This window comes from Pseudomonas sp. GW822-FHT02G04 (assembly GCF_058802085.1).
This window is the reverse complement of record NZ_JBXANU010000020.1, coordinates 77174-89786: the sequence shown is the minus strand read 5'-3', so window position 1 is coordinate 89786 and position 12613 is coordinate 77174. Positions and strand designations below refer to the sequence as shown.

Annotated in this window: 9 protein-coding genes, 1 tRNA gene and 1 pseudogene; 9 read left to right on the top strand and 2 right to left on the bottom strand. The window is 60.0% G+C overall.

Going from position 1 to position 12613, the window contains the following annotated elements; genetic code table 11:
- Positions 1–292: 292 nt before the first annotated feature.
- From AC1RO5_RS22305 to AC1RO5_RS22295, 3 genes are all read left to right on the top strand, one after another.
- Positions 293–369, top strand: a tRNA-Met gene (locus tag AC1RO5_RS22305).
- Between the two features lie 278 nt (positions 370–647).
- Positions 648–3290, top strand: a complete 2643-nt coding sequence (mprF, locus tag AC1RO5_RS22300; protein WP_493177675.1) for a bifunctional lysylphosphatidylglycerol flippase/synthetase MprF — start codon at positions 648–650, stop codon at positions 3288–3290.
- Entirely contained in the window at positions 3290–4585 is a 1296-nt protein-coding gene (locus tag AC1RO5_RS22295; RefSeq protein ID WP_493177673.1) for a virulence factor family protein, read from the top strand. Before mprF ends, AC1RO5_RS22295 begins: the two co-directional genes overlap by 1 nt.
- Before the next feature lie 345 nt (positions 4586–4930).
- Here AC1RO5_RS22295 and AC1RO5_RS22290 read toward each other — a convergent pair.
- Positions 4931–5083 (bottom strand): annotated as a pseudogene (locus AC1RO5_RS22290) (MarR family transcriptional regulator); the annotation flags it as partial.
- A gap of 580 nt (positions 5084–5663) precedes the next feature.
- On the opposite strand from AC1RO5_RS22290, the gene AC1RO5_RS22285 reads away from it, so the two are divergent.
- Entirely contained in the window at positions 5664–5990 is a 327-nt protein-coding gene (locus AC1RO5_RS22285; protein WP_493177671.1) for a DUF3077 domain-containing protein, read from the top strand.
- Between the two features lie 60 nt (positions 5991–6050).
- Here AC1RO5_RS22285 and AC1RO5_RS22280 read toward each other — a convergent pair whose 3' ends face one another.
- On the bottom strand, positions 6051–7952 hold the full coding sequence (locus tag AC1RO5_RS22280) for a potassium transporter Kup (RefSeq protein WP_493177669.1): 1902 nt from the start codon (positions 7950–7952) through the stop codon (positions 6051–6053).
- Between the two features lie 291 nt (positions 7953–8243).
- On the opposite strand from AC1RO5_RS22280, the gene rimO reads away from it, so the two are divergent.
- From rimO to AC1RO5_RS22255, 5 genes are all read left to right on the top strand, one after another.
- On the top strand, positions 8244–9581 hold the full coding sequence (gene rimO, locus AC1RO5_RS22275) for a 30S ribosomal protein S12 methylthiotransferase RimO (protein WP_258671020.1): 1338 nt from the start codon (positions 8244–8246) through the stop codon (positions 9579–9581).
- A gap of 125 nt (positions 9582–9706) precedes the next feature.
- Positions 9707–10174, top strand: a complete 468-nt coding sequence (locus AC1RO5_RS22270) for an acetyltransferase (protein ID WP_493177667.1) — start codon at positions 9707–9709, stop codon at positions 10172–10174.
- Positions 10175–10268: 94 nt separating this feature from the next.
- The gene (locus AC1RO5_RS22265) at positions 10269–10979 is read left to right on the top strand and encodes an rRNA pseudouridine synthase (RefSeq protein WP_019580978.1); all 711 of its coding nucleotides are present in this window, start codon (positions 10269–10271) and stop codon (positions 10977–10979) included.
- A 75-nt stretch (positions 10980–11054) separates the two neighbouring features.
- Positions 11055–11525, top strand: a complete 471-nt coding sequence (locus AC1RO5_RS22260; RefSeq protein WP_018926949.1) for a YehS family protein — start codon at positions 11055–11057, stop codon at positions 11523–11525.
- Between the two features lie 204 nt (positions 11526–11729).
- Positions 11730–12500: an SDR family oxidoreductase gene (locus AC1RO5_RS22255; RefSeq protein WP_493177666.1), complete on the top strand. Its 771-nt coding sequence runs from the start codon at positions 11730–11732 to the stop codon at positions 12498–12500.
- Positions 12501–12613 lie beyond the last annotated feature (113 nt).

The following is a 12613-nucleotide window of genomic DNA, read 5'->3' as shown; positions in this document are numbered from 1 at the left end:
ATGGAGCAGTCTGGTAGCTCGTCGGGCTCATAACCCGAAGGTCGTCGGTTCAAATCCGGCTCCCGCAACCAAACATCGAAAAAGGCTACTCGAAAGAGTGGCTTTTTTTGTGCGCGCCTGTTTTATAAAAAATCAGCGTTTCATGCTTTACCGAGCAGAAACGAGAAATCCTTCTGATTCCGAAACTTAGCGTTCCTCGGCGACCGTTCGCCGCTGATTCTGGTTTATTTGATCCATACTTGGATTAACGGTTGACACTCCGGCGTTCGCCTGTAGAATGCCGCCACACAGACGCGGGATGGAGCAGTCTGGTAGCTCGTCGGGCTCATAACCCGAAGGTCGTCGGTTCAAATCCGGCTCCCGCAACCAAACATCAAAAAAGGCTGCTCGAAAGAGTGGCCTTTTTTGTATCTGTTGAAAAAGTCCTTTCGCAACAATGATCTGTCACTGTGCAGTGTGCCGTTCGGGGTCGCCAGACTGTGAGTTCAGACTTAGGCTGAACCGCAAGGGGAACCCTCGACGACTGGTGATGCGCCATCGCCGATACCCGGTGAGACGCGTTAATATTTGTGATTATTTTTTTCTGCAGGGATTGGTAACTTGGCTGGATACCCCCATCCTGTCGCGCACAATCCAAGAGGTGATTGATGCGCGCCAACTCGTCTGATCCACAAGACACCGTCACAGCGACACAACCGATCAAAGCCGAGCGTCTGCGCTTGCTGGATCGAATCAGCAAATACCGTCAACCCATCGGTCTGGCGGTCACTTTGCTGTTGTTCGCCATCGCGCTGATTGCCTGTCGTCATCTGCTGAGCGAACTCGATCTGTACGCGCTGCACGACTCGATCCTGGAAGTACCGAGACCGGCCTTGCTGGGAGCGCTGGGCGCGACCGTCGTCGGCTTCATCATTCTGCTGGGTTACGAATGGTCGGCCAGCCGTTATGCCGGCGTGACGCTGGCGCCGCGAATCGTGGCACTGGGGGGCTTCACTGCTTTCGCCATCGGCAATGCCATCGGTCTGTCGCTGCTGTCGGGAGGCTCGGTTCGCTACCGTTTATATGCACGGCACGGCGTGGGGGCTTCGGAAGTCGCGCACATGACGCTGTTTGCCAGCCTCTCGCTCGGCTGTGCCCTCCCGCCCTTGGCCGCCCTCGCCACCCTCAGCAACCTGCCCGCCGCCTCGCTGGCCCTGGGTTTCTCCGAGACGTTGCTGGGTGCGATTGCAGTGGCCGTGCTGCTACTCGCCACGGTACTGGCGCTCGGCATCTACCGCCGTCGCTTGCCGGAACAGCCTTACCCGGACAACCTGCTGGTCAAGGTCGGCCGCCGCACCTTGCGCCTGCCGGGCCGCCGCCTGACCTTCCTGCAACTGGTCATCACCGCCCTGGACGTGGCCGCCGCCGCGACAGTGCTCTATCTGTTGCTGCCGGAAGCGCCGCCCTTCGGTGCGTTCCTGCTGGTCTATCTACTGGCCCTGGCCGCTGGTGTGCTCAGCCATGTACCCGGCGGTGTCGGGGTATTCGAAGCGATTTTGCTGGCGGCCTTCGCCGACAAGCTCGGTGCCGCGCCTCTGGCCGCCGCCCTACTGCTCTACCGCCTGATCTATGTGATATTGCCGCTGCTGGTGGCTTGCGTACTGCTGCTGATCAATGAAGGCCAGCGCCTGTTTCAGACACGCCAGACGCTACGCGCCGCCTCAGGCCTGGCCGCGCCGATTCTGGCGGTGCTGGTGTTCCTGTCCGGCGTGGTGCTGCTGTTCTCCGGCGTGACACCCGAGATCGATACGCGCCTTGAACACATCGGTTTTCTGATCCCGCATCGACTGGTCGACGCCTCGCACTTCGGCGCCAGCCTGGTGGGGGTTCTCTGCCTGCTGCTGGCCCAGGGCTTGCGTCGCCGCCTGTCGGCCGCGTGGATGCTGACCACCATTCTGTTGTTGGTCGGCGCCGTGCTCTCTCTGCTCAAAGGCTTCGATTGGGAAGAAGCCAGCCTGATGACCCTGACAGCAAGTTTGCTGGGGGTTTTCCGGCGTTCGTTCTACCGCCCCAGCCGCCTGACCGAGCTGCCGTTTTCGCCGCTGTATCTGGTGTCGAGTCTTTGCGTACTCGGCGCATCAATCTGGTTGCTGCTGTTCGCCTATCAGGACGTTCCGTACAGCCATCAGCTCTGGTGGCAGTTCACCCTCGACGCCGATGCCCCGCGAGGCTTGCGTTCGTTGCTGGGTGCCGCGGTGCTTTTGGTGGTGGTGTCCCTGACGTGGCTGCTGCGCACCGCGCGTCCGATAATCCACCTGCCAACCTCCGATGAACTGGAGCGCGCGGCTAATATCCTCATGGCCTCCTCCCAACCGGATGGCGGCCTGGCCCTGACCGGTGACAAGGCGCTGCTGTTTCATCCCAACGACGAGGCGTTCCTGATGTACGCCCGCCGTGGCCGCAGCCTGGTGGCGCTGTATGACCCGATCGGCCCGACCCAGCAACGGGCGGAAATGATCTGGCAGTTCCGCGACCTGTGCGATATCCATCACGCCCGCCCTGTGTTTTATCAAGTACGTGCCGAGAACCTGCCGTACTACATGGACATCGGCCTGACCGCGATCAAGCTCGGCGAAGAAGCCCGGGTCGACCTCAAGCGTTTCGATCTCGAAGCCAAAGGCAAAGAGATGAAGGATCTGCGCTACACCTGGAACCGTGGCACCCGTGATGGCCTGTCGCTGGAGATCCATGAGCCGGGGCAAGCGCCGATGGACGAGCTCAAGGTGATTTCCGATGCCTGGCTGACCGGCAAGAATGTGCGCGAGAAAGGCTTCTCGCTCGGACGTTTCAGTGATGACTACCTCAAGCACTTCCGTGTCGCGGTGATTCGTTTCGAAGGGCGCCCGGTGGCGTTCGCCAACTTGCTCGAGACCTACGGCCATGAACTGGCCAGTCTCGACCTGATGCGCGCGCACCCCGACGCCCCGAAGCTGACCATGGAATTCATGATGGTCGGCCTGATTCAACATTATAAAAATCATGGATACGCGCGGTTCAGCCTGGGCATGGTGCCGTTGTCGGGGTTGCAACCCCGGCGCGGCGCACCACTGACCCAGCGCCTGGGCTCGATGGTGTTCCGCCGTGGTGAGCAGCTGTACAACTTTCAAGGTTTGCGCCGCTTCAAAGACAAGTTCCAGCCTGACTGGGAACCCCGTTATATGGCCGTGCCTGCCGGACTCGATCCGCTGGTGGCCCTGGCCGACACTGCTGCCCTGATTGCGGGCGGCTTGACTGGATTGGTGAAACGCTGATGATTCAACGCTCCCTGCGGTACGTACTGGCCACACTGGTAGTGCTGGCCCTGATTGTCGGTGGCGGTTACTGGTACCTGAAACGCCCGGCACCCGAACCGACCCTCGAACTGCTGACGCCGGCCGATGGCGCCGCGATGACCCGCGTCATCCCCGGCACCACGCCGCGCGCCCAGGTGCTGGTGGCGGTCAATGAAGAGCAGAAGCTCAGCGACAAACAATTGATGACCCTGAGCCGCAGCGGCTCGGCGCAGATCGTCCAGGTGATCCTGCCCAAGGACTGCATCCAGCAAAGTCGTGCCCTGCAAGCAGGCCTCAGAGAACTCAAAGGCCCGGCAACCCTGGTCAGCGGCATCGGCCCTGGCGCGGTGCTGGCGTGGCGCTGGCTGGCCGAGCAGAAGGACGACAAGGCCCAGGCCATTTCGGTTGACCTGGCCCTGGAAAAACCCGGCTGCACCCACCTGCTGCCAAAAAGTGCTGCCCACGGTCACTGGCTGGTGGCCTGGAACGACAACCCGGACGACACCAGCGCCGGCTTCGTGCGTGACCAGCCCAACGCCGAAACCAGCATCAGCGATTACGACATCAACCTGCCGCAAGTGCTGAACAACGAACTGCGCAAAACCCTCGTCGGTGGCGATAAAGCCGCCGGCGGCCTGCAGATCCCAGTGGTCGAAGTGCCGGCCGGTCAGGCCAAGGACACCGTCACCCTGTTCCTCTCCGGCGACGGTGGCTGGCGCGACCTGGACCGCGACGTGGCCGGCGAGATGGCCAAGATCGGCTACCCGGTGGTCGGCATCGACACCCTGCGCTACTACTGGCAGCACAAGAGCCCGGAACAAAGCGCTCTGGACCTGACCGAACTGATGCAGCACTACCGGCAGAAATGGGGCACCAAACGCTTCATCCTGACCGGCTACTCGTTCGGCGCCGACGTACTGCCCGCCATCTACAACCGCCTGCCGGAAGCGGAACAACAGCGGGTCGACGCAATCATCCTGCTCGCCTTCGCCCGCACCGGCAGCTTCGAGATCGAAGTCGAAGGCTGGCTCGGCAACGCCGGCAAAGAAGCCGCCACCGGCCCGGAAATGGCCAAGCTCCCACCGGCAAAAGTGGTGTGTATCTACGGCGAGGAAGAAGTCGACGAGAGCGGCTGCACCGACAAGACCGCCGTGGGCGAAGCGATGAAACTGCCTGGCGGCCATCACTTCGACGAGAACTACCCGAAACTGGCCCAGCGGCTGGTGGATGCTATCGAGAAGCGTCAAGCGAAGGAGACGGCGGCTCAGGAGTGATCGGAGTTGCCGAACACAAAAAAGCCCCCGTAACCTTAAGGTTGCGGGGGCTTTTTTACATGTCTTTAATTCAAAACATTCCCTGTAGGAGCGAGGCTTGCCCGCGAAGAGGCCGGCACATCCGATAGATATTCTGCGGCTGGCATACCGCCTTCGCGGGCAAGCCTCGCTCCTACAGGGTTAGTGAGGGGGCTTGCCCCCGTGCGGCTGCGCAGCAGTCGTTTCTTGTTCTACAACCAGGAGCGCCCGCACCTCTCCCAAATACAAAACGCCCGATGCGGTGCATCGGGCGTTGGGTGAAACAGGTGTAAACCTATTTCAGGACTAGATATACAAACATGAAGCGCCACCAGCCGTCATTCGATTTATCAGCCGGGACTTCAACAGTTCCTCAACCTTGTTCGAATTCGACTCAGATTCCATCTGTCCAAAAAGATTTTCTTCCTGGGCGTGCAGGCTGGCCATTTTGAACAAAAGCAAAATGCCTTGACTCTTCATGAAGCTAGAAACTCCGAGTGTCCACATTCCATAAAACGTGGACACTTGCCTCATTGAAAATATCGAACCGTCAAGTGCTTTCGATATTTGTCAGTTTGCACTGGGAAACCAGCGGATCGTCTGCCAATTCTCGAACAGGTGGGGTAGTGACAACTCCGGTTTCATTTGTCTGCTGCAACAACGCAAAAATTCAGCGACTTGTAAAATCGCTCGTCACGTTTAGTTTCGTTTACTCAAGGTGTCGCAAATATCGGATGACGCCCGCAGACCTTGTAGGCAAACTCCGAATCTCGCTTTTTGGGCACTTTGCCGCCTTGTTGCGTTTTTCTTCGACAGGATACTCTTCGGACGTCGCTGACCATTCAGCGATCGGGCTTGGAAACCCGTCGAACCAAAGCGCACCAGCGCCCAATCATGACTGCAGACGTTTTTATAACTGCAATCCTGAGTTATGGCGGCTGTGCGTGGGACGCCTTCGGGTGTGCCGGTTCCTTGGTTCCCGGTTTTCCAACCTGCGTACAGCCGCCACCTATTCGCTTGGAAACGAAAGTGTCGGCTCCTCGAACCTTGGAGTAAGACAATGACGAAAACAGATACGTCCGCGATTTCAGAACTAAAAACCATCGGCTTCACCCCACTCATCTACTGCTCGGATCAGGCGTTATTCAGCGTCCGCGCCGGCGTTCCCATCGTTGATGCATTGTCACAAGCCTCCGACCTGCTGTTCCTCGTCAAATCATTTACCGAGGATGCCGCCTACGCAAAAGACACCGACCGCCACGCTTGGGCCGCGCATTATTTGACGGCGATGAGTAAGGCCGTGATTGATGATGTGGTGAAGGTGCTGACCCCGCAGCCTGCCCGAACAAAGACCGAATCTGAAGAAGAGCGGCCTGAAAGCAAGTAAAGGCACAGAGACGAAAAAGCCCCCGCTACCTTCACGGCAACGGGGGCTTTTTCATGGGGCTTACATCTCGACCTGGGTACCCAGCTCAATCACCCGGTTCAGCGGCAAATTGAAGAAGCGCAGGTTGCCGTTGGCGTTCTTGAGCATGAAGGCGAACAACGCCTCGCGCCAGCGGGCCATGCCTTCGAGTTTGGAGGCGATGACTGTCTCGCGGCTGAGGAAGTAAGTGGTGCGCATCGGGCTGAAATCCAGGTCATCGAGATGACATAGTTTCAGCGCTTGCGGCACGTCCGGCTCGTCGGTGAAACCGAAGTGCAGGATTACCCGGAAGAAGCCTTCGCCGTAGGAGTCGACCTCGAAACGTCGTTGCGGCGGGACGCGCGGGATATCTTCGTACACCACTGTCAGCAACACCACTTGCTCGTGCAGCACCTGGTTATGCAGCAGGTTATGCAACAGCGCGTGGGGCACGGCATCCGGGCGAGCGGTAAGGAACACTGCGGTGCCCTGGACTCGATGCGGCGGTTGCACGCGGATACTGCTGATGAAAATCGGCAGCGGCAGCCCGCCTTCGTCCAGGCGATCCACCAGCAACTGCTTGCCACGTTTCCAGGTGGTCATCAGGACGAACAACACGATACCGGCGATCACCGGGAACGCACCGCCCTGGACGATTTTTGGCACGTTGGCGGCGAAGTACAAACCGTCCACGAACAGGAAACCGAGCAACACCGGGACCGCAAGGACCGGTGGCCATTTCCACAGCAGCAGCATTACTGCCGACACCAGAATCGTGGTCATCAGCATGGTCCCGGTCACTGCCACGCCGTAAGCCGAGGCCAGGGCGCCGGAGGACTCGAAGCCCAGTACCAGCAGGATCACGCCGACCATCAGCGACCAGTTCACCGCGCCGATGTAAATCTGGCCTTGTTCGGCACTGGAGGTGTGCTGAATCTGCATGCGCGGAATGTAGCCGAGCTGGATCGCCTGGCGAGTCAGAGAGAACGCGCCGGAGATCACCGCTTGCGAGGCAATCACCGTGGCCATGGTCGACAACCCCACCAACGGAATCAACGCCCAGCTTGGCGCCAGCAGATAGAACGGGTTGCGGGCGGCTTCCGGATCACCGAGCAGCAAAGCGCCCTGGCCGAAGTAGTTCAGCACCAGCGCGGGCAGCACCAGAATGAACCAGGCCCGAGCGATCGGCTTGCGACCGAAGTGGCCCATGTCGGCGTACAGCGCCTCGGCACCGGTCAACGCCAGCACCACGGCACCAAGAATCGTGACGCCCATGCCCGGGTGGTCCATGAAGAAGCGTACGCCCCACATCGGGTTTATCGCCTGCAACACTTCCGGATGCTGGCTGATGCCATACACGCCCAACGCGCCGAGTACCAGAAACCAGGTGACCATGATCGGCCCGAACAGAATGCCGATCCGCGCTGTACCGTGGCTCTGAATCAGGAACAACGCCACCAGCACGATCAACGACAGCGGCACCACCCAATGGTCGATGCCTTCGAAGGCCAGCCCCAGCCCTTCAATCGCCGACAGTACGGAAATCGCCGGGGTGATCATGCTATCGCCATAGAACAGCGCCGCGCCGATCAGCCCGCAGACCACCAGCAGCGTGCGCAATTTTGCATGCCCTCCCGCTGCTCGTCGCGCCAGCGCGGTCAAGGCCATGATCCCGCCTTCGCCCTGGTTGTCGGCGCGCAGTACGAACATCATGTATTTGATCGAGACGACCCAGATCAGCGACCAGAAGATCAGCGCCAGAATGCCCAGCACGCCGTCATGGTTGACGGGCACGCCATAGCCACCGGAAAACACTTCTTTGAGGGTGTACAACGGGCTCGTGCCGATGTCGCCATAAACCACTCCGACCGCCGCGACCAGCATGCTGATCGGCTTCGCCGCCGAATGCCCACCGGCTAGCGCCTGACTACTTGCCTGCCCCATCCATCACTCCTACTACTCAGACCCGGGCTTCTTCGAAGAAGCACTATGCTTTTGTCGTGCAGCATGCACTGTTTTACTTGTTGTTACAGACGTTTTATTGACTGTAAAAAATCGGTAAAGCGTAACGGCGCGAAGCATAGCGCAGCACTCGTCGTATTTCCCTGCATAAAGCTGGTCAAGTGCGCCGCCCATCGTTAGAATTGCGCACTTTTTGACCAGAGGGTGCAACATAGCGCCCGTCTGTCGCCTTGCCGTCATCGGCTGGAGGCGTCACAAATACCGAGGTTAGACATGTCCACCACTCCTGCGCCGGCCAATCCAAAGGTTGGCTTCGTATCCCTGGGTTGCCCGAAAGCACTGGTCGACTCCGAGCGCATCCTTACCCAGCTGCGCATGGAAGGCTATGACGTAGTGTCCACTTATCAGGACGCCGACGTCGTGGTGGTCAACACCTGCGGCTTCATCGACTCGGCCAAGGCTGAGTCTCTGGAAGTGATCGGCGAAGCCATCAAGGAAAACGGCAAGGTCATCGTGACCGGCTGCATGGGCGTCGAAGAAGGCAATATCCGCAACGTGCACCCGAGTGTGCTGGCCGTGACCGGTCCGCAGCAGTACGAGCAAGTGGTCAACGCCGTGCACGACGTCGTGCCGCCGCGTCAGGATCACAACCCGCTGATCGACCTGGTGCCACCGCAAGGGATCAAACTGACCCCGCGCCACTACGCCTACCTGAAGATTTCCGAAGGCTGCAACCACAGCTGCAGCTTCTGCATCATCCCCTCGATGCGTGGCAAACTGGTCAGCCGCCCGGTCGGTGACGTGCTCGACGAGGCCCAGCGCCTGGTCAAGTCCGGCGTCAAAGAGCTGTTGGTGATTTCCCAGGACACCAGCGCCTATGGCGTCGACGTGAAATACCGCACCGGTTTCTGGAACGGCGCGCCGGTGAAAACCCGCATGACCGAACTCTGCGAAGCCCTGAGCACCCTCGGCGTCTGGGTTCGTCTGCACTACGTTTACCCGTACCCACACGTCGACGAGTTGATCCCGCTGATGGCCGCCGGGAAAATCCTGCCGTACCTGGACATCCCGTTCCAGCACGCCAGCCCGAAAGTCCTCAAAGCGATGAAACGCCCGGCCTTCGAAGACAAGACCCTGGCGCGGATCAAGAACTGGCGCGAGATCTGCCCGGACCTGATCATCCGTTCGACCTTCATCGTCGGCTTCCCCGGCGAAACCGAAGAAGACTTCCAGTACCTGCTGAACTGGCTGACCGAAGCCCAGCTGGACCGCGTCGGCTGCTTCCAGTACTCGCCGGTTGAAGGCGCACCGGCCAACGATCTGGACCTGGAGATCGTTCCGGATGAGGTCAAGCAAGACCGTTGGGAGCGTTTCATGGCGCACCAGCAGGCCATCAGCTCGGCACGCCTGCAAATGCGTATCGGCCGCGAGATCGAAGTGCTGGTGGACGAAGTCGACGAGCAAGGCGCGGTCGGCCGTTGCTTCTTCGATGCCCCGGAAATCGACGGCAACGTGTTCATCGACAACGGCAGCAACCTGAAGCCGGGCGACAAGGTCTGGTGCAAAGTCACCGACGCCGACGAATACGACCTGTGGGCTGAACAGATCTAAACGCAAAAAATACGAAAAGCCCCGCTCTCTTGACGAGATGCGGGGCTTTTTTACGTCTATCGTTTTGTGGGAGAAAAAACTCGCAGCCTTACGGGAACGGCTCTTAACAGAAGGAGCAAGCGGCCATGCGCCAACATTCGGTCATTTACACACCGAAACAGAGCGACTACGAAGAGCTCACCCAAGTGTGGGAAGCCTCGGTGCGCGCTACCCATGACTTTCTGCCCGACAGCTACATCGACCTGCTGAAGAACCTGGTGCTGACCCGCTACCTCGACGCCGTCATGCTGATCTGCACCAAAGACTCGCGCCAGCGCATTACCGGGTTCGCCGGCGTGGCGGCGGGCAAGATCGAAATGCTCTTCATCGACCCGGATCACCGCGGCCAAGGCCTGGGCAAGCAATTGCTGCGCTACGCCCTGGAACACCTGAACGCCGATGAGCTGGACGTCAACGAACAGAACCCGCAGGCCCTGGGGTTTTACTTCAAGCAGGGCTTCGAGGTGATTGGTCGTTCGGAGCACGACGGCATGGGCCAGCCCTATCCGTTGCTGCACATGCGTTTGCGCCAGCAACGTTCACAGCATGGCTGACACAACGCATTAAAAACACATGAGGCAAATGGACTCGCGATTAACCGGCGCCAGGCAGGTACAATGCCCACCCCTTTTTTGTTACGGCCCTGTCATGACTGACCCGATTCGTCTCTCCAAACGCCTCATCGAACTCGTCGGCTGCTCCCGTCGGGAGGCTGAGCTGTTCATCGAGGGCGGCTGGGTCACCGTCGACGGTGAAGTCATCGACGAGCCGCAGTTCAAGGTCGACACCCAGAAAGTCGAACTCGATCCTGAAGCCAAGGCCACTGCGCCGGAGCCGGTGACCATCCTGATGAACGTCCCGGCGGGCATGGACGCGGACAGCGCCATGGCGACCCTCAGCGCCGCGACCCTGAGCGAAGAACACCGCTACGGCAAACGTCCGCTCAAGGGCCACTTCCTGCGCCTGACCGCCAGCGCCGACCTGCAGGCCAACGCCAGCGGTCTGCTGGTGTTCACCCAGGACTGGAAGATTCTGCGCAAACTCACCGCCGATGCCAGCAAGATCGAGCAGGAATATGTGGTCGAGGTCGAAGGCGACATGGTGGCTCACGGCCTCAACCGCCTGAACCACGGCCTGACGTACAAGGGCAAGGAACTGCCGCCGGTCAAGGCCAGCTGGCAGAACGAAAACCGTCTGCGCTTTGCCATGAAGAACCCACAACCGGGCGTGATTGCCCTGTTCTGCCAGGCCGTCGGCCTCAAGGTCGTCGCCATCCGCCGCATCCGCATCGGCGGCGTATCCATCGGCAAAGTGCCCTTGGGGCAATGGCGCTACCTGTCCGGCAAAGAGAAGTTCTAAGGCTTTTCCCGCCGCCATACATTTCGGCGCCGCAGCTTCATGCGGCCCCCACAGCGAAATATCAGGACTGCACACATGATTCATAACGACGTACTGCGCAGCGTGCGCTACATGCTCGACATCAGCGACAAGAAAGTCATCGAGATCATCAAGCTCGGCGGCATGGACGTCACTCTGGAAGACCTGGTGACGTACCTCGACAAGAAAGAAGAAGACGAGGAAGGTTTCGTACGGTGCCCGGACGAAGTCATGGCGCACTTCCTCGACGGCCTGGTGATCTTCAAGCGTGGCAAGGACGAAAGCCGTCCGCCGCAGCCGATCGAAGTGCCGGTGACCAACAACATCATCCTGAAGAAATTGCGCGTCGCCTTCGAACTGAAGGAAGACGACATGCACGCCATCCTCAAGGCCGCCGAGTTCCCGGTGTCCAAGCCTGAGCTGAGTGCGCTGTTCCGCAAATTCGGCCACACCAACTACCGCCCGTGCGGCGATCAATTGCTGCGCAACTTCCTCAAGGGCCTGACCCTGCGCGTGCGCCCGCAGTAAATCGCCCACGAACGCCACGGTCCCTGTAGGAGCGAGGCTTGCCCGCGAAGGCGATCTTCAAAACGCCTTCGCCAGCAAGCTGTGCTCCTACAGGGACGGTGGCAGTTCAAGACTGTATAGCCCCCCATTCCGCGCAAAAATAGTGGCTCCGCTTCCGGCGGCTGAAGACTAGGGTATATCGACCCTCAGCTCTCAGGACTCGCCATGCATCCCTACTTCTCTCTGCAAGGCCGCACCGCTCTGGTGACCGGCGGCACCCGCGGTATCGGCAAAATGATCGCCAAGGCTTATGTCGAGGCCGGCGCCACCGTGTACGTGTGCGCCCGGGATGCCGAAGCCTGCCAGCAAACCGCCGCTGAGCTGAGTGCCTTCGGGATTTGCCACGCCGTGGCCGCCAACCTGGCTCATGAAGAAGGCGTTCAGCAACTGGCTGCGCAATTGAGCGAACAGATCGGTCAGCTGGATATCCTGGTGAACAACGCCGGTACCACCTGGGGTGCGCCGCTGGAGAGTTACCCGGTCAAGGGCTGGGAAAAGGTCATGCAGCTCAACGTGACCTCGGTGTTCAACTGCATCCAGCAATTTCTGCCGCTGCTGCGCAAGGCCGGTTCGGCGGCGAATCCGGCGCGAATCATCAACATCGGCTCGGTGGCCGGGATCTCGTCCTTCGGCGAACAGGCGTATGCCTACGGCCCGAGCAAAGCCGCCCTGCACCAACTGTCGCGGATTCTGGCGCGGGAGCTGGTGAGCCAGCACATCAACGTCAACGTGATTGCACCGGGACGCTTCCCGAGCAAGATGACTCAGCACATTGGCAACGATGAGCAGGCGCTGGCCGAGGACACGGCGTTGATTCCGATGAAGCGCTGGGGCCGGGAGGAAGAAATGGCGGCGCTGGCGATTAGCCTGGCGAGTACGGCCGGGGCGTATATGACCGGGAATGTCATTCCTTTGGATGGCGGGTTTAGTCTCTGAACTCTTCCCGATGATCGTTCCCACGCTCTGCGTGGGAACGATCATCGGGGACGCTCCGCGTCCCAAGAGCGGACGCAGAGCGTCCATTGAGGCATTCCCACGCAGAGCGTGGG